This window comes from Streptomyces sp. NPDC040589 (assembly GCF_055594445.1).
On sequence record NZ_JBVIWP010000005.1, the window covers coordinates 405,290 to 422,046 of the forward strand.

At 72.3% G+C, this 16,757-nt stretch carries 17 protein-coding genes; 9 read left to right on the forward strand and 8 right to left on the reverse strand.

Annotation, left to right across the window (positions count from 1 at the left end; translation table 11 throughout):
• Positions 1–13: 13 nt before the first annotated feature.
• Positions 14–781, forward strand: coding sequence for a GAF and ANTAR domain-containing protein (locus ACZ58V_RS24630; RefSeq protein WP_468198782.1), 768 nt, complete (start codon positions 14–16; stop codon positions 779–781).
• A gap of 68 nt (positions 782–849) precedes the next feature.
• Here ACZ58V_RS24630 and ACZ58V_RS24635 read toward each other — a convergent pair whose 3' ends face one another.
• Positions 850–1,635, reverse strand: coding sequence for a hypothetical protein (locus ACZ58V_RS24635; RefSeq protein ID WP_468198828.1), 786 nt, complete (start codon positions 1,633–1,635; stop codon positions 850–852).
• A 423-nt stretch (positions 1,636–2,058) separates the two neighbouring features.
• Here ACZ58V_RS24635 and thrS point away from each other — a divergent pair, with 423 nt between their 5' ends.
• Positions 2,059–3,288, forward strand: coding sequence for a threonine--tRNA ligase (gene thrS, locus ACZ58V_RS24640; RefSeq protein ID WP_468198785.1), 1,230 nt, complete (start codon positions 2,059–2,061; stop codon positions 3,286–3,288).
• 7 nt (positions 3,289–3,295) lie between these two features.
• Here the strand turns inward: thrS and ACZ58V_RS24645 are convergent, their stop codons facing one another.
• On the reverse strand, positions 3,296–3,853 hold the full coding sequence (locus tag ACZ58V_RS24645; RefSeq protein WP_471292272.1) for a pyridoxamine 5'-phosphate oxidase family protein: 558 nt from the start codon (positions 3,851–3,853) through the stop codon (positions 3,296–3,298).
• A 159-nt stretch (positions 3,854–4,012) separates the two neighbouring features.
• Between ACZ58V_RS24645 and ACZ58V_RS24650 the strand changes: the two genes are divergently transcribed.
• On the forward strand, positions 4,013–4,969 hold the full coding sequence (locus tag ACZ58V_RS24650) for a nucleoside hydrolase (RefSeq protein ID WP_468198789.1): 957 nt from the start codon (positions 4,013–4,015) through the stop codon (positions 4,967–4,969).
• A 134-nt stretch (positions 4,970–5,103) separates the two neighbouring features.
• Positions 5,104–5,328 (forward strand): hypothetical protein, encoded by a 225-nt coding sequence (locus ACZ58V_RS24655; RefSeq protein WP_471292275.1) that lies wholly within the window; start codon positions 5,104–5,106, stop codon positions 5,326–5,328.
• A gap of 136 nt (positions 5,329–5,464) precedes the next feature.
• Here the strand turns inward: ACZ58V_RS24655 and ACZ58V_RS24660 are convergent, their stop codons facing one another.
• Positions 5,465–6,412, reverse strand: coding sequence for an LAETG motif-containing sortase-dependent surface protein (locus tag ACZ58V_RS24660; RefSeq protein ID WP_468198794.1), 948 nt, complete (start codon positions 6,410–6,412; stop codon positions 5,465–5,467).
• A 306-nt stretch (positions 6,413–6,718) separates the two neighbouring features.
• Here ACZ58V_RS24660 and ACZ58V_RS24665 point away from each other — a divergent pair, with 306 nt between their 5' ends.
• Together ACZ58V_RS24665 and ACZ58V_RS24670 are read left to right on the forward strand one after the other, a co-directional pair.
• Entirely contained in the window at positions 6,719–8,380 is a 1,662-nt protein-coding gene (locus ACZ58V_RS24665) for a glycoside hydrolase family 13 protein (RefSeq protein ID WP_471292276.1), read from the forward strand.
• A gap of 188 nt (positions 8,381–8,568) precedes the next feature.
• Positions 8,569–9,393 (forward strand): Ig-like domain-containing protein, encoded by an 825-nt coding sequence (locus tag ACZ58V_RS24670; protein ID WP_471292279.1) that lies wholly within the window; start codon positions 8,569–8,571, stop codon positions 9,391–9,393.
• A 35-nt stretch (positions 9,394–9,428) separates the two neighbouring features.
• Here the strand turns inward: ACZ58V_RS24670 and ACZ58V_RS24675 are convergent, their stop codons facing one another.
• The gene (locus ACZ58V_RS24675; RefSeq protein WP_468198802.1) at positions 9,429–9,917 is read right to left on the reverse strand and encodes a hypothetical protein; all 489 of its coding nucleotides are present in this window, start codon (positions 9,915–9,917) and stop codon (positions 9,429–9,431) included.
• Positions 9,918–9,965: 48 nt separating this feature from the next.
• Positions 9,966–10,340, reverse strand: coding sequence for a DUF6479 family protein (locus tag ACZ58V_RS24680; protein ID WP_468198804.1), 375 nt, complete (start codon positions 10,338–10,340; stop codon positions 9,966–9,968).
• 128 nt (positions 10,341–10,468) lie between these two features.
• Here ACZ58V_RS24680 and ACZ58V_RS24685 point away from each other — a divergent pair, with 128 nt between their 5' ends.
• Both ACZ58V_RS24685 and ACZ58V_RS24690 read left to right on the forward strand, forming a co-directional pair.
• A complete protein-coding gene (locus tag ACZ58V_RS24685; RefSeq protein WP_471292281.1) occupies positions 10,469–11,320 on the forward strand; it encodes a hypothetical protein in 852 nt (283 codons plus the stop codon).
• A gap of 141 nt (positions 11,321–11,461) precedes the next feature.
• On the forward strand, positions 11,462–11,875 hold the full coding sequence (locus ACZ58V_RS24690; RefSeq protein ID WP_471292284.1) for a DUF5994 family protein: 414 nt from the start codon (positions 11,462–11,464) through the stop codon (positions 11,873–11,875).
• 31 nt (positions 11,876–11,906) lie between these two features.
• Here ACZ58V_RS24690 and ACZ58V_RS24695 read toward each other — a convergent pair whose 3' ends face one another.
• The 3 genes from ACZ58V_RS24695 to ACZ58V_RS24705 form a co-directional block, all read right to left on the reverse strand.
• The gene (locus tag ACZ58V_RS24695; protein WP_468198810.1) at positions 11,907–12,269 is read right to left on the reverse strand and encodes a DUF1304 domain-containing protein; all 363 of its coding nucleotides are present in this window, start codon (positions 12,267–12,269) and stop codon (positions 11,907–11,909) included.
• A 229-nt stretch (positions 12,270–12,498) separates the two neighbouring features.
• The gene (locus tag ACZ58V_RS24700) at positions 12,499–13,893 is read right to left on the reverse strand and encodes a glycoside hydrolase family 43 protein (protein WP_471292288.1); all 1,395 of its coding nucleotides are present in this window, start codon (positions 13,891–13,893) and stop codon (positions 12,499–12,501) included.
• A 153-nt stretch (positions 13,894–14,046) separates the two neighbouring features.
• Positions 14,047–14,622 carry a TetR/AcrR family transcriptional regulator gene (locus ACZ58V_RS24705; protein WP_471292290.1) on the reverse strand — a complete coding sequence of 192 codons (576 nt, stop codon included), beginning with the start codon at positions 14,620–14,622 and terminating at the stop codon, positions 14,047–14,049.
• A gap of 74 nt (positions 14,623–14,696) precedes the next feature.
• Here ACZ58V_RS24705 and ACZ58V_RS24710 point away from each other — a divergent pair, with 74 nt between their 5' ends.
• On the forward strand, positions 14,697–16,505 hold the full coding sequence (locus tag ACZ58V_RS24710) for an ABC transporter ATP-binding protein (protein WP_471292293.1): 1,809 nt from the start codon (positions 14,697–14,699) through the stop codon (positions 16,503–16,505).
• Positions 16,506–16,757: the final 252 nt, after the last annotated feature.

Sequence of the window (16,757 nt, forward strand, 5' to 3'; positions counted from 1 at the left end):
GGAGGCGGTTGGCGTGCGGCCCAGGGACGACCCCGGTGGTGACCGCGGCGGTGACCCCGGTGGTGACCTGGACCTGGACGGGACACGGGCCGCCGACGTGATCGCCGAGGGCGTGCGGGGTGCCGAGCCCGGTGAGGTTCCGGCGCGGCTGTGCGAGGTCGCGGTCGAGCTGCTGCCGGTGGTCGGCGCGAGCGTGTCGCTGCGCAGCGACGGCATGCCCGTGCAGCTCAGCGCCAGCAACGCGCGGGCCGCGCACCTGGCGCAGATCCAGGCGACGCTGGGCGACGGGCCCTGCCAGAGCGCGCTGGAGGACGGCGCGCCCGTGCTCGCCTGCGACCTGGCGACGGGCCGTGACGCCGGACGCTGGCCGGTCTTCGCCCAGGAGGCGACGGCGGCCGGGGTGCGCGCGGTGTACGCGGTTCCGCTGGGCAGCGACACGGTCTACGTGGGCACCCTCGACCTGTACCGCGACAGCCCGGGCGGGCTCACCGCACGCCAGCTGCACGTGGCCCGGCTCGTGGCCGGTGTCATGACGGTGGCCCTCATGGCGCTGGCGCGCGCGGACGAGCCCGAGGCGCGGGACGGGGAGGCCTGGCTGAGCGGGCTGGCCGCGGACCACGACGAGGTCTATCAGGCCGTCGGCATGATCATGGCCCAGCTCGGCGTCGGCGCCGACGACGCGCTCGCGCGGCTGCGGGCGGACGCCTTCGCTCGCGGGCGCACGGCCCTCGACGTGGCACACGACGTGCTCGCCCACCGCACGCGCTTCGAACGGGACTGACGGGACCGACGGGATGACTGACGGGACCGACGGGATGACCGACGGGACCGACAGGACCAGGGGAGCGGTCAGATCTGCGCCCGGCCCTGCTTCCTGAGATCGGTCAGCCGCTGCACCCCGAGCCGCACGGTCTGCTGCGTGACCTCCGCGTGCACCTCGTCGAGACCGGCGTTGGTGACGGTGATGGCCTCCTCACCGACGCGCGCGGCGGCGAGGTCCATGGTGAGGTACGTCAGCTCCCCCTCCTCCGTCTCGCCGGCCAGCGTCACCCGCAGGGCCTGGCGGGCGTTCCCCACCGGAGGCAGCGGCATCCTGCTGACCTCGACGGTCTGGATGCCGCCGCGCGTGGTCGCGGCCATGAACTGGCCGCACTCGCCCGGCAGCGACTTCATCCAGGTGAGGGCGCGGTCGACGTCCGCCGGGGGGTGGGCGGCGACCTGGTAGCGCAACTGGGCGTCGGTGTCGGCGTCGTCGAGCGCGGACACCGCGTGCGGGCCCTTCGGGGGGCCGAAGAGGTCCTCGGCGTAGAGGGCGTCGAGCAGCCGTTGGCAGTCCGGCTTCTCCGTGGTCGCCTTGAGCAGCCCGTCCCGCCAGGTCCTGGCACCTCGCGTCGGCCCCCACGGCTCGCCCAGGTCGGCCTCGGTGATCAGCGCGGCCTGGGCCTGGGCCTGGGTGAGGGCGGCCCCGGAGCCGGCGGGCTGCTCGACGGCGGGCGAGGCGGCCGAGGCGGGGGCGGAGGCGGAGAACCACCGGGGCCGTGGCTCCTCGACGGAACAGGCTGCCATGGTCAGCAGTCCGGTCACGGACAGCGCGGAGGCGAGGAGGACACGGGCGGTGGCCGGAGGGTGGGTCATCGGGGGCGCCTCCTGCACGGGGCTCGTCATGGAGGCGCCTTCTGGCGGGCGGGCTCTCCGAGATCGGGTCTGAGATCGGGTCTGAGATCGGCTCTGAGATCGCATCTGTGATCGCGTCTGTGCTCATACGGCACCACCGCGACGGGCGGCACACCAGTGCGACGGGCTGTTCGGGTGAGGGCAGGCCGGGTGAGGACAGGGTGACCGGATGCCGGGGCGGAAAGTCCGTCGCCCGGGCGCCGACGCCCTGTTACTGTCACGCCCATGCAGCGCGCCCAGCCGTTCCCGTCTCTCACGACGACGCCGGAGAGTGTCCCGGCGCGCTGACAGCTGACCCAGATGTCCGAAGCCCCGGGGCGAGTGCCCCGGGGCTTCGTCGCGCGGTGCTCGCCCCGGATCCCGAAGATCCCGAGGGAGACCACCATGCACGACCACCGCCGGCTCGGCCGGGAACTGAACCTCTTCGACACCGACCCGCTGATGGGTGCCGGGCTGCCGTACTGGCTGCCCGACGGGGCGATCGTGCGGCACACCCTGGAGGAGTACATCCGCGAGGCGGAACGGCGGGCCGGCTACCGGCACGTGTACTCGCCCGCCCTCGGCAAACGCGAGCTGTACGAGATCTCCGGGCACTGGGACCACTACGGCGACGACATGTTCCCGCCGATGGACCTGGGCGCGGAACAGGTCCTGCTGCGCCCCAGCCTCTGCCCCCACCATGCCCTCATCTACCGTTCCCGCTCCCACAGTTACCGCGAACTCCCGCTCCGCATGGCCGAGTTGGGAGGCATGTACCGCTCGGAGCTGTCCGGTGTCCTCGGCGGGCTGACCCGGGTACGGGCCATCACTCTCAACGACGCGCACATCTTCTGCACCCTGGAACAGGCCGTCGAGGAGGCGCGAGCCGCGCTGGAGCTGATCGGCCGCGCCTACGCCGACCTGGGCATCCGCGCGTCCCGCCACCGTCTCTCGCTGCCCGGAGAGGGCGGCAAGTACGTGGCCGACCCGGACCTGTGGCGGCGGGCCACCGCCCTGCTCAGGGAGGTCCTGGACGGCTCCGGCATCCCCTACGAGGCCGCCGAGGGCGAGGCGGCCTTCTACGGCCCCAAGATCGACGTGCAGATCACCGACCCGGCCGGCCGCGAGACCACCCTGTCCACCGTCCAGATCGACTTCCACCAGCCCGAACGCTTCGACCTGCACTACATCGGCGCGGACGGGGCGAAGCACCGCCCGGTCATGGTGCACCGCAGCATCATCGGCAGTGTGGAACGCGCGGTGGCACATCTCCTGGAGACCCACGGCGGCGCGTTCCCGGCGTGGCTGGCGCCGGTGCAGCTGGTCGTCCTGCCGGTCGCGGAGGACCAGGCGGACGCCGCCCACGCCCTGGCCCGCCGGGCCCGTGAACTCGGCCTGCGCGCCGAGGTGTCGGGCCCCGAACAGGGCACCCTCGGCGCCCGCGTCCGAGCCGCCCGGCTGGTCCCGTACCAGGCGGTGATCGGACAACGGGAGGCGGCGGCGGACCTCGCGTCCCCGCGTCTGCGGGACGGCCACCAGCCCTCCGCCCTCCCCACCGCCGAACTGCTGCGGCGGATCGCCGAGCGGGTGGCGTCCCGGGGCACCGACCTGTGGGACGAGCCGGACGGATCGTAGGGCGGGCTCAGAACGACCAACGCGTATGGGAGTAGACCCCGTTGTCCCGCCCGAAGCCGTACGCCGTGTCCGGGGCCACCGCGTACACGACGTCGTCGCCCCGGCGGAACGCGTCGCCGATGCCGTGGAAGGTGCCCTCGGGGGAGGTGATGTGCGGCCCGTACTGCTCCTCGTACGCCGCGATGACCTCCTCCAGCAGCGCCGGGTCGGTGACCGGCCGCGCTCTGCCCTCGACCACGAGGTCGAAGCCCTCGGTGAGGGAGTCGGCCCCGGTGGTCAGCGCGCAGTGGGCGTCCCGCGCGAGGTTCTTCGCCTTCTGCTCCTGCCGGCCGGTGGAGAAGTACAGCACCCCGTCGTGCCAGGCGGCGATGACGGGCGTGACGTGCAGCCTGCCGTCGGGACGGACCGTGGACACCCAGAAGATCTCGGCGGCCGCCAGCCGCCGCTGCGCCTCGTCCCACTCGGTGGCGGTGACGCCCGAGGCGCCCGGGCGGGGGTTGAGGGCGGAGCTGTAGCGGGGGTCGAGCTCGGTGGTGGGCTGCTGCGCGGGACCTGGTGCCGGCATGGCGTCTCTCCTGTCGTCTCTGCCGTCTCTGCTGTCGTACTCCCGGTGGTCTTCCTACGTCCTTCCCGTGTGTGCCCCGGCGTCGGTTCGCCCGTTCGAGGGGCGCGTAAGGTCGCTCGTACGGAGCCCAGCCCGGGACCAGTGGAAGGAGCCCTCGCCGTGACGGACGGTCAGCCCATCCCGGTGATCATCGACTGTGACACCGGCGTCGACGACGCCCTCGCCCTGCTGTTCGCCGTACGGCACCCCGCGCTCGACGTGCGCGCGATCACCTGCGTGGCCGGGAACACGGACGTGGACGGGGTCGTCCGCAACACGCTGACCGTGCTGGAGGTGGCCGGTGCCGGTGACATCCCCGTGGCCCGGGGCGCCGAGCGGCCGCTGATCGAGCCCGTGCGGACGGCGCGGCATGTGCACGGGGAGGACGGCATGGGGGATCTGGGGCTGCCCGCGCCGACCCGGGTGCCGGTCGACGTGGACGCGGTGACGCTGCTGCGCCGCGAGATCCTCGCCTCGCCGAGGCCGGTCACGCTCATTCCCACCGCGCCCCTGACGAACATCGCGCTGCTGCTGCGGACGCACCCCGAGGTGACCCGCAACATCGAGCGGATCGTGTTCATGGGCGGCGCGGTGGCGACCGGGAACGCCACGCCGGTCGCGGAGTTCAACGTGTGGCACGACCCGGAGGCCGCCGCGGTGCTGCTCACGGCGGGGGTGCCGATCACGATGTACGGCCTGGACGTGTTCAAGCGGGTCCTGGTGCCCGCCGGGGAGGTGCAGCGGCTGCGGACGAGCGCGGAACCGAGCCTGCGGCTGGCCGGTGAGCTGCTCGCCCACCGCGACCCGGCGACCTCCGGCGACCCCACGCCGATGGGTGGTCTCGGCGACGCGGGCGCGATCTGCGCGGTCGTCGACCCGAAGGGCATCACCACCGAGGCCCTGCCGGTCGAGGTCGTCCTCGCCCCCGGCCCGGCCCGCGGCCAGACGATCGTCGACCGCCGCCCGCGCCCCGGCGAGTCCGAGATCCACGAGGGCACGCGCGAACAGCCTTTGGTGGACGTGGCGTTGGACGTGGACGTGGAGCGGTACGTCAACCTGTACCTGGAGACTCTGTAGCGCGGGAAGCAGCAGACGAATCGATTGACTTTCGATCGATATCGATCGAGAATCGGTAGGCGAATGGCTTCCGCATCGCCGCACTCCGAGCCGGTATCGCCTTCGCCGTCCTGGTCGGGCTCTTCGGGCAGTTCGTGGTCGTACCGACGGCGGCGGCCGACCTGGTGCTCGGGGTCGCCGGGCATCTGACCGTCGCCGAGATCCCCTCTCCCGGCGACGGCGTGGACGCCGAGAGCGCCCTGGTCGCCGCGACGGCGGGAGTCGCCGTGGGGGCGGCCTTCGCGATGCTGATGGTCGTCATGCGGAGTCTGCTGCGCAAGGCGACCAGTCTGCAGAGCGAGATGGCCGAGGTCGTCTGACGACGACGAACCCCGCCCTGCCGCAGGCTTGGAGGGGTGACGGCAGGGCGGGGGGCAGGGGGGCCTGGCTCAGAGTCGGTGGCCCTGCCCTGCCCTGCCGTGGTGGCGGGGCAGGGCTTCACTGGAGCCGCCTCGCTCAGGCGCCCGAGGCGTTTCGCTTGGCCGTGCGGCGGCGGGTGACGATCATCATGGCCGCGCCGCCCGCCAGCAGGGCCGCCGCGCCGAAGGCGATCGGGCCGGTGCTGCTGTTGGCGCCGGTCTCGGCGAGGTCGCCGCCACCGCCGTTCGGCTTGGGGGCCGGGGGCGTCGAGGACTCGGACTCGGACGGGGTGGGCGTGTCCGTGTCCGTCGCCGGCGGGGACGAGGGCTCGGACGGCTCCGACGGGGCCGGCGGCGTCGTCTGCTCGGCCGGCGGCTCCGAGGGGCTGGCGGGCGGGCTGGACGGGGGCGGCGTCTCCGCAGGCGGAGGCGTCTTCGTGCAGTCTTCCGTGCCGCCGTTCCAGGCCGCGATCAGCTTGTCCTTGATGACCGGGCGGTCCGGGCCCTTGGGCAGCTCGCCGTGCTCGAAGCCGTCCTTCGCGTCCAGCTTGCCGTCGAACTTCACCGCACCCCGGTAGAGGTCGATCTGCCCGAAGCAGCCCTTGTCCGGGATGGCGATGTCGAGCGAGTCGGTGCCGCCCGGCTTGACCGTCACCGTGTCGAAGTCGACGAACACCTGCTCGCCCGAGGTCCCGAAGGTCGCGCCGTGGGCGAGGTAGGAGGCGAGGGAGGCCGTGCAGGTCGCCGCGTCACCGGCGGTGCGGACCTTGATGTGGACCTTGCCGTCCTCGGTCGGCTTCAGGTTCTGGTCGTCGACCTTCACCGAGTCGTGGAAGTTCGTGCCGTCGAGTGAGAACTGGCAGCGGTCGGTGCCGGTCTCCGTCCCCGCGCCCGTCCCGGGCTTGTAGCTGCCGCCGGACGACCAGCCGTCGCCACCCGGCGTACCCTGCGCGAAGGCGGTGGTGGCGGAGGCGGCGCAGAGGGCGAGGGCCGCGGCGCCCGTCCCCAGCAGGCGTCGCGCGGTGACACGTCTCGCTATGGACATGCGATCCCATTTCTTGGCGTGTGCCGGAACCCGGGTGACGGCAGCAGGGCAGCGCGAGGCGGCCGGCCGTACCGGGGTGAGTGGTGTGAGAAACACTGGGCTCATTGGTCACATGCGCCACAGTGTGACCTCATCGTGGCGGCGCCGCAGCACGCTGTCAACCTGCGGGTATGCAAAGGGAGTTACTCCTCCATCACACTTTCATCACAGCAGGAATGGATCACTCCGACCTCCCCGATGTTTCCTTTTTCCGGCATTCTGGACAGATTCAATGCTGTCGCCCGTTTGCCCCGCGAAGGAGACCGCGTGACCGATCGCTCCACTCTCGACCTGTCGTCCCGGGATCCCGACTGGTGGCGGCAGGCCGTCGTCTACCAGGTCTATCCCCGCAGCTTCGCCGACGCCGACGGCGACGGACTCGGAGATCTGCGCGGCATCACCCGCCGCCTCACCCACCTCGCCGCCCTGGGCGTGGACGCCCTGTGGATGAGCCCCTTCTACCCGTCCGAGCTCGCCGACGGCGGCTACGACGTCGCCGACCCCAGGGACGTCGACCCGCGCCTGGGCACCCTCGACGACTTCGACGCCCTGGCCGCCGAGGCCCACCGCCTCGGTCTGAAGGTCATCGTCGACATCGTGCCCAACCACTCCTCGCACCAGCACGTCTGGTTCCAGGAGGCCCTCACCGCCGACCCCGGCTCGGCGGCCCGCGACCGGTACGTCTTCCGCGACGGCCGCGGCGAGCACGGCGAACTCCCGCCCACCGACTGGCAGTCCGTCTTCGGCGGCAGCGCCTGGAAGCGCGTCGCCGACGGGCAGTGGTACCTGCACCTGTTCGCCCCCGAGCAGCCCGACCTCAACTGGGAGAACCAGGAGGTCCGCGCCGACTACCGCACCACCCTGCGCTTCTGGTCCGACCGCGGGGTCGACGGCTTCCGCATCGACGTCGCCCACGCCCTGGTCAAGGACCTGAGCGAACCGCTGCGCGACCTCGGCACGCACGCGTCGGGCGGTGAGGAGGCGCTCGCCGGTCTGCCGCCGGGCACACACCCCCTCTACGACCGTGACGACGTGCACGAGATCTACCGCGACTGGCGCAAGATCCTCGACGCCTACCGTCCGCCGCGCATGGCCGTCGCCGAGGCCTGGGTGCCGGGTGCCCGGCGTGCGCTCTACGCCCGTCCGGACGAGCTGGGGCAGGCCTTCAACTTCGAGTATCTGGAGGCCGGCTGGGACGCCGGCGAGCTGAGGCAGGTCATCACCGACTCGCTCGCCACCGCCCGGGCCGCCGGCGCCTCGGCCACCTGGGTGCTGTCCAACCACGACGTCGTACGCCACGCCTCCCGGCTGATGCTGCCGCCCGGCACCGACCTCAACGCCTGGCTCCTCTCCGGCGGCCATGCCCCGGCCGTCGACCCGGCGGCCGGTCTGCGCCGGGCCCGGGCGGCCACCCTGCTGATGCTGGCGCTGCCCGGCTCGGCGTACCTCTACCAGGGCGAGGAACTCGGCCTGCCCGAGGTCGCCGACCTGCCCACCGAGGTGCTCCAGGACCCGATCTGGGAGCAGACGGGCCATGTCCGCAAGGGGCGTGACGGCTGCCGGGTGCCGCTGCCGTGGACGGCGGCCGGACCGTCGTACGGCTTCGGGGCCGGCGGTGCCTGGCTGCCGCAGCCGTCCGGCTTCGCCGCGTACGCCGTCTCGGCCCAGGACGGGGCCGAGGGTTCCACCCTGGAGCTGTACCGCACGGCCCTCAGGCTGCGCCGCAAACTCCTCGCCGGAGAGGAGCTGACGTGGGCCTCGGACGCCCCGGACGGGGTGCTCGGGTTCGACCGCGATGAGGGGTGGCGGTGCGTGACGAACCTGTCCGGTACGGCCGTGCCGCTGCCGGCCGGTGAGGTGCTGCTGAGCAGCGCGCCGCTGGAGGACGGGCGGCTCGGGCCGGACACGACGGTGTGGCTGGGGCGCTGAGCGCTCCGCGGGTGGTGCGGGTGGGTCGTCTTTTGTGTGCGGCGGCGTCGTGGCTGGTCGCGCAGTTCCCCGCGCCCCTTTCGGGGCGTGGGCCACCCGGGCGGCGGATCAGCGCGGGTTGGCTGCTGGGGTGGCCGGGAGGATGGGTGGCGGAGTGCCGTCGACGTCCGCACAGGGAGTCCCGCCCGATGAACAGGTACAGCAGGACAGCAGCCGTGGCGGGGGTTGTGGTCGTGGGGGTGTTCGCGGTTCCGGGGGCGCCCGCGGTCGCCGAGGGGGGCGGGCTGTGGGGTGCGGCGGTCATCGCGCCCGGGCGGGAGGGCATCGTCGAGGTCGCCGGGTACCCGGGGTCGGCGCCGGGCGCGGGGGCCACGCTGACGCTGACCGCGCCCCGTGGGGCCCGGGTGACGGACACCCCGCTCGACGCGTCCGGCTACCGCGGCTCGGTCGCCGCCGACGGCCGCAGCGGGACGTACAGGGTCACCGGCGCCGCGACCGGACCGTCCTGGCGGGGCCGTACGTTCCCGTTCGTGCTGGCGGTGCCCGCGGGCGCCGTGCCCGGCACCCGGCTGCGGGGCTGTGAACTGCGGATCACCGACGCGCGCGGCGTGCGGCGGGCAGCCGGCCGGTGTGCCGTCACCGTGGGCCTGGCCGGGCCGACGCTGACCCGTCCGCTGTCCGGCGTACCGCTGCACGCCCGGCCGGAGATCGCCGGCCAGGCGCACCCGGGCGCCCAGGTCACCGTCCGTGACAAGGACGACCGCGAGGCCTGCGCGACGACGGCCGCCCACGACGGCACCTGGGCGTGCACCCCGGGGCCTGCCCTGTCGGCCGGGGCCAATCGCCTCCAGGCGGTCGCCACCCTGAACGGGGTGAGCGCCATGAGCGAGCAGATCGACATCGCGGTGCGGGAGTCCGGTGCCGGTTGGTGGCGCGCGGTGTCTGGGTTACTTCTGCTCGGACCGCGGCGGGATGTGGGCGTGTGCCCTGGCCTTGGTGGGGGCCGTGCGTGAGCCTGGTCGGTCGCGGTGCGGGAGTCCGGTGCCGGTCAGTAGCGAACGGCTCGGGCCACCTCCGCCCGGACGTCGCCGGAGACGTCGTGTGTGCCGCGGGCGGTGGCTGTGGCGGAGTGGCCCGCCTGCACGTTGTTCACCGTGACGATGACGGTGTCGATCAGCTGGTTCCCGGCGTCGGTGAAGTTGATCTGGACGGCGAAGGACCGGGCCGCGTCGTCGGTGTTGTCGACGGTGACCTCGGACCGGGCCCGGCCGTCGGAGCCGATGGTGGGCGGGGCGGCCTTCACGTCGCCTTTGACGTCGATGCCGTCCTGGATGTCGTCGAGCCGGCGCTGGGCCTCCGCCGTGGCCGACTCGATCGCCTCGGAGGCCCCCGAGGCGATCGACCCGACCGCCGACTCCGCCTTGCTCGCGGTGTCGGCGGGACTGCCGTCGCCGCTGCAGCCGGTGAGCGCGGCGGCCAGGGCGAGCGCCACCGCCGCCCCGCCCGTCGCCCAGCGCGTCCGGTGGCGGACAGCCATAAAGCCTCCCGGGGGGAGCCGTCGGCCCGCAGGGCCCGGCCTACGGCGTCACGTGCGTCCGAGGCCGCCGCCGCCGAAGGATCCGCTGGATCCGGGCGACCAGCGGCGCGGATTCTGGTCCTTGCCCGTCCTGGTGCTCGCGTGGTGGAGGTCGTGGGGCAGGATCCGGTCGCCGTCCTTCGTCGTGATCGGCATCTCGTCGGGCTCGCGCCTCTCGCGCATCTCGTGGACCGGCCCGCCGTCCGGGACGTGTGGTTGTTCCTCCAGGCCGGGGTGGTGGGTGTCCTTGTCCATGACCCGCATCCCGACCCGTACGCCCCAGATCAGCGCGCAGGCCACGATCAGCCCGCAGACGAAGGCGATGGCCACGGCGATCGCGTGATCCGACGACGCCGCCAGCAGTTCATACGTGGCCGTTTTCATACTCCGATTATCGCCGACGGATTGCCATAAAGCGCCCGGAATGTCCGACGGCGGGAATCGGGGCAACCTATGCCGCGCCGGCGACGACCTCACGGTGATACCCCGTCCCCCACACGAGGGAGATCACCATGCGCAGACATCTCGCGCGACTGATCACCGTGTTCGCCGTGTTAGCCGCGGTCTTCGCCACGCCCGGCATGGCGAACGGCAAGGCGCAGGCCGCCGACGAGTGGAACCCGCCCGCGAACCTCGTCCAGCCCCTGAACGAGGTCTGGCGGCACGTCGAGACGACCTACCCGAACCTGTACGGCTTCCGGAACTACGGCTGGGACCAGGTCATGGCCAACCGGGGCAGCGTCAACTACTGCGTCCGCTGGGAGTCCGACGCCCCGGTCAGCGCCGCCCTGCGTGACCGGATCCACGCGGCGCTGAAGAAGCAGTTCGGCAAGTGGATGACCGCCATGACCGAGAACGGCAAGGGGCACAACGCCTGGCCGTACACCAACGTCCCGGTCAACATCGTCGGCTGGGCCGTCAAGAACCGCTCCACCCTCCAGTGGACCGACAACTCCGTCGACATCTACACCGGCAATCTCGACGGCGGCGGCGCCCCGCAGTGCGCCCCGGACTGCGGCCGCTTCTTCCACCAGGACGGCAACTACTCGAAGTGTCCGGGCGGTGCCGCCCGCCACTACGACCAGTCACTGTGGCTGACCAAGGGCTTCGGCGGCGGCGCGGGCGGCGACTGGGGCCAGCGCATGGGCCAGGAGTACTTCACCGGCGCCCTCAACCAGGAGAACATCCACATCTACCTGCACGAGGTCGGCCACACCTTCGGCCTCGACGACTTCTACGACTGGTCGCCGACCGGCCAGTGCTGCTTCCTGATGAAGGCGGGCAGCGCCGCGCAGATCACCGAGTTCGACAAGTGGATGGCGCGTGACTTCTGGCGCCATCTGAAGAACCGCTACGGCCTCTGACCGGCACCCGGTGGGCGGTGCGGGTGGTCCCCGGCTCCCGCACCGCTCTGCGGCGTACGGTGGAGAGACCGGGGGTATGTCGCAACCACCGGTGGCTGAACGGTCTCCTGGCCACGTCCCCCATTCCCAGCAGGAGCCCCGATGACGTCCGCCTCCTCGTCCCCGCCGCCGCTCCCCGCACCGCGGGAGGTCCGGCTGCGGCTCGCCGAGCCCTCGCGCTTCGGCCGCACGGCACGCCGGATCGACGGGGCGTGGTGGCCCCGCTCTGACGACCTGGCGGAGGAGCTGGCCGGGCTGCTGGGCGTGCTGCCGCGTGCCTGGGGGCGCATCAGCAGCGTCCTGGTCCACGGCGACACCTGGCCGGACTGCCCGGAGCAGATGGTCATCGCCGGGCAGACGGTGCACGTCGGTCACACCGACTCGCCCACCGCCCCCCACACCGTCTGCCTGCTCGCGCCAGGCCGGGGCCGCTACGACCTGCTGGTGGTGCCGCCCGCGACGGCCCGGGCGGAGGCGGAGCGGCTCATGGAGCGGGCCGTCACGCAGGGCGCGTGAGGCCGGGGCGCGTGACGCCCGGCCCCGCCACTCAGTGCGCCAGCAGTACCAGAGCGAGGGCGACCAGCGCCGGGACGGTCTGCACGAAGAGGATCTTCCGGCTGGCGGTGGCCGCGCCGTAGACCCCCGCGACCGCCACGCACACCAGGAAGAACACCGAGACCTGGAAGCCCACCGGGTCGGACGCCACCGCGCCCCACAGCAGGCCGGCCGCGAGGAAGCCGTTGTAGAGGCCCTGATTCGCGGCCAGGGCCTTCGTCTCGGCCGCGAACTCGGCGGTGGTGCCGAAGGCGGCGCGGGCGCGTGGAGTGGTCCACAGGAACATCTCCAGCACCAGGATGTAGGCGTGGAGGACGGCGAGAGCCAGCACCGCGAGGGTGGCGAGGATCGTCATGCACGCATCATCCCAGGCGCGCTCCGCCGTCCTCGCCCGACCAGCCTCGCTCCACCGTCCTCGCCGCCGTCCTCGCTCCGCCGTCCTCGTTCGGGCCTCCCCGGGAGGCGGCGGGCGGTGCCGGGTGGCAGATTGCGGGCAGTGGAAGGCCGGTCCGGGCCGACGCGTCCCCGCGTGTGCCGCTCGGGAGCCCGGCCCGGCCTTCCCGCCTTCCCCGCTCGACCGCGGGTCAGTAGCCGATACGGAACGTCGCGTCCGCCCGGTCCGTGGCGGTGGAGACGGGGTCGATGCGCAGGGCGTAGTCGGCGTGGCGGAGGTAGCGCGTCGGGTTGTTGTACGAGCGGAACGACGTCCACGAGGCGTCCGCGAGCCCCGCGACCTTGTGGAACGTGGCGTCCCCGGCGAACGCCGAGGTGCCGTCGTTGACGTCGAGCCGCAGTGCGTAGTTGTAGTGCCGCAGGTACCGCTGCGGGTAGTTGACCGACTGGAAGGACACCCCCGACGCGTCGGCGAGGCCGGGGACGAGCTTCCACTGTGCGTCGGTGTACGGGTCGAAGGGGTAGGGGTCGATCCGGCCCGCGAACCCGGCGTGGCGGACGTAGCGGTCCGGGTGGTTGTACGACTTCAGCCGGTTCCAGGCCGGGGCTCCCCAGTGCGCGAGGAGGTTGTCGTACTGCGTGCCCGTGAGCGGCGCGACGCTGCCGTGCTTGGAGTTCACCGGCTGGGTGTAGCGGCGCTGGTCGACCGGGGTCCAGGTGCCGGAGGCCAGGTCGGTGGTCTGCCAGGCGTAGAAGACGCCGTTGGGCGTGTAGGTGTCGCCCCAGAGGTACCAGGTGCCGGTCGACTGCGACCGCACCAGGATCGGCGCCTCGGTGCCGCCGTGGGCCACGGGCGTGCTGAAGACCTGCCAGCTGCCCGGGGCGAGGGTCGCGGACCGGGCGCCGACCAGGGTCTGCTTCGAACTGTCCTTGAAGTACATGTAGTTCGTGCCGCCGACGCCCAGGGCGAAGCTGCCGTCGATCACGTCGTAGCCCGGGTCGAAGAAGACCTGGGGCGCGGACACCGTACGGAAGTCGGTCGTGTAGTTGACCATCAGCACGTTGTGGCCGCTCGCGTTGACCGACGAGTAGACGACCCCGTACTGCCCGCGCGAGGCGTCCCAGAAGGCCTCCGGTGCCCAGCTGTGCGTGGTCATGTCGTGCAGCTTCAGCAGGCGGTAGCCGGTGAGGGAGCGCAGGTCGGCGGAGTCCCAGACGTGGATGTACTGGCTGTTGCGGCTCCAGTCGGTGCCCTTCAGATCGGTGGCCAGCACGACGAACGTGCCGTCCTGCTTGCGCAGGACGAACGGGTCGCGCAGGCCGCCGGCGCCCTGGGTGGGCGTGACCACCGGCCTGTTCTGGTTCAGCGGCGTCCACTCCAGGCCGTCGAGGCTGACGGCGAGATGCAGGCCGTAGCCAGTGCCGAGCCCGTTCGGGGACTCGGTGAACGAGGCCATCACATACGCCGGGCCCGTCGCCGCGCCCGCCCCGCCGGCGCCCAGGGCCAGGTCGGTGGTCAGAGCGAGCGGCAGGGTCGCGGCCATGCCGAGGACATGGCGGCGGGAGGGTCTGCGGGGGGAGGTCATGGCGGCTCGGCCTTCCGTCGGGGGGTACGGAGTGCAGCATGTTCGCGTTCGAGATTGCGAACGAAGTTCGGCAATTCGGCCAGACGGTAGGGCCGGGAGTCGTGTGCCGTCAATGAGTCGGACGCGACGAGGAAATCCCCAACGCGGCGGGATCTACGGGGCGATGGCCTTCCGCAGGGTGTGCAGGCACAGCGTCATGGCGGAGTGCTTCGAGGCGCCGGCGGTGCGGGTGTGCGCCCAGGCCGAGTACAGCAGGGACCAGACCAGGTTGCGGACCCACTCGTCGTCCAGCTCGGAGTCGATGCTGCCGTCCGTGTGCCCGCGCCGGACCGTGCTCAGGAAGTGCTGGTCGGCCGTGGTCTCCTCGTCCCAGCCGGACCAGGTCGCCAGCTGCGGCGTCTCGAACATCAGCGTGAGGCCGTCGCCGAGTTCGAAGTACTCCTGGCAGAGCCGCTCCAGGGCCTTGGCGGCCGGGCCGTCGTCGAGCCGGGCGCGCCCGGTCGCCGCCTCGACCTTCTCCAGGATGTCCGTGCCGATGGCAGTGAGGAGGTCGGAGCGCTCGGGGAAGTAGCGGTGGACGGTCGTACGCCCCACACCCGCCGCCGCGGCGACATCGCCGAGTGAAGCGGTCGGGTCACCGGCCAGCAGGCCGATGGCGGCGTCGATGATGGCGCGCCGCGTGCGTGCCCGTGTCCCGCTCCCGGCCGCCCCGCTGCGCTCCTCAACCATGCGCATACGGTAGCGCGTCCTCCATGATGAAAATTCCTTGACCATTATGGAACATCGATGTTCCACTCAGCGGCATGACTGTTCCGGATGGCACGTCTCCCAAAGTGTCCGTTCCGCGGCTGCGGATCCTCTGGTCGTTCGCCCGGCCGCACCGGCGCTCCCTGGCCCTGGCCCTCGTCCTCGCCCTGGTGGGGTCCGGGATGGGGCTGGCCACCCCGATGGTCACCAAGGGCGTGCTCGACGCCCTCGGCGGCTCCGACTCACTGCGGGGGCCGCTGCTGGCCCTGCTCGTCCTGCTGGTGGTCGGCAGTGTCGTCATGTACTGGCAGTGGACGCTGCTCGGCGCGCTGGGCGAGCGTGTGGTGCTCCGGGCCCGTGAGTCGATGGTGCGGCGTTTCCTGCGGGCCACCGTCCCCGCCGTCACCCGGCGCCCGCCCGGCGAACTCGTCACCCGCGTCACCTCCGACACGGTCCTGCTGCACCAGGCCGCCACCGGCGCCCCGGTCGGCCTGATCAACGCGGTGGTCATGCTCCTCGGGACCCTGGTCCTCATGGGCGTCCTCGACCTGGTGCTGCTGGGCACGGTCGCCGTGGCGGTGGCGGTGGTCGCCGTCCTGTTCGGCGTCCTCATGCCCGGGATCGCGACCGCGCAGCAGCGCGCCCAGGACCACCTCGGACGGCTCGGCGGCAATCTGGAGGGCGCGCTGCGCGCGATCCGCACGGTGAAGGCCGGCCGGGCCGAGGACCGTACGGCCGAGCGCATCGTGGCCGACGCGCGCATATCCGCCGAGCACGGCGTCCGCGCGAACCGCCGCGAGGCCCTGGCCTGGACGATCGCGCTGGCCGGCATCCAGCTGGCGATCATCCTGGTCCTGGGCGTGGGTGCCTGGCGGGTCGCCGAGGGGGACCTCGAGGTCTCCAGCCTCATCGCGTTCCTGCTCTACGCGTTCGGGCTGATGGACCCGATCAGTGAACTCAGCCAGAACATCACCACGCTCCAGTCCGGGATCGCGGCGGCGGAGCGGATCCGGGAGACGGACGACCTGGACTCGGAGGAGGGGGCGGTGCGCGAGGGTCCGGTCCAGGAGGCCGTCGTCGTGGAGAAGACGTCCGTACCGGACACCCCCGTACTGGAACTGAGGGACGTCACCGCGGCCTACGGCCCCGACGCGAAACCGGCGGTGCGCGGTGTCGACCTGGTCGTCCCGCGGCACGGGCACACCGCGATCGTCGGACCCTCGGGCGCGGGCAAGACGACCCTGTTCTCCCTGGTGCTGCGCTTCCTGGAGCCGACCGGCGGCGAACTGCTCCTGGACGGCCGTCCCTACCGGGAGCACAGTCACGACGCGATCCGGTCGCGCCTGGCGTACGTCGAGCAGGACACCCCGGTCGTGCCCGGGACGATCCGCGAGAACCTGCTGCTGTCCCGCCCGGACGCGACGGACGCGGAACTGCGCCGGGTCCTGGACGAGGTACGGCTGGCCGAGAAGGTCGACGCCCTGGACGACGGACTGGACACGCCCCTGTCCGGCGCGGTCGTGTCGGGCGGCGAGCGGCAGCGCATCGCCCTGGCCCGGGCCCTGTTGCGCACGCCGGACATACTGCTTCTGGACGAGGCGACGGCCCAGCTGGACGGGCTGACCGAGGCAGCCGTGCAGAGCTGCGTCCGCGCCCGCGCGGCCACCGGTGCCGTGGTCACGATCGCCCACCGGCTGTCGACCGTGATCGACGCGGACACCATCGTGGTGATGGAGGCGGGCCGGGTCCGTGCCCGGGGGAGCCACGGGGAACTGCTCGCCACGGACACGCTGTACCGGGAGCTGGTGGAGGCCCTGCGCATCGCGGCCCCCGCCGACTGTCCGGAATCAACCATTCTCGGTTGACCAACAGCCTTAGGTTTGATCAGCTGTCCCACCAGTCTTGTTCGATTCTGATCGAGCGTTTTCGGGCTCCCTGGGGGGGAGCTTGTGACAAGTGGGGGAGTTCCCTTGACGCATCACGATGCCGTTGTGGCGGGGGGGGGGGGGGGGGGGTGGGGGGGGGGGGGGGGGGTGGGTTTTTTTTGGGGGTTGTGGTAGGGACGCCTTTTTTAGGCTCTACATGGGCCTCCTTCCTCTCTCCCAACGGACGAACGT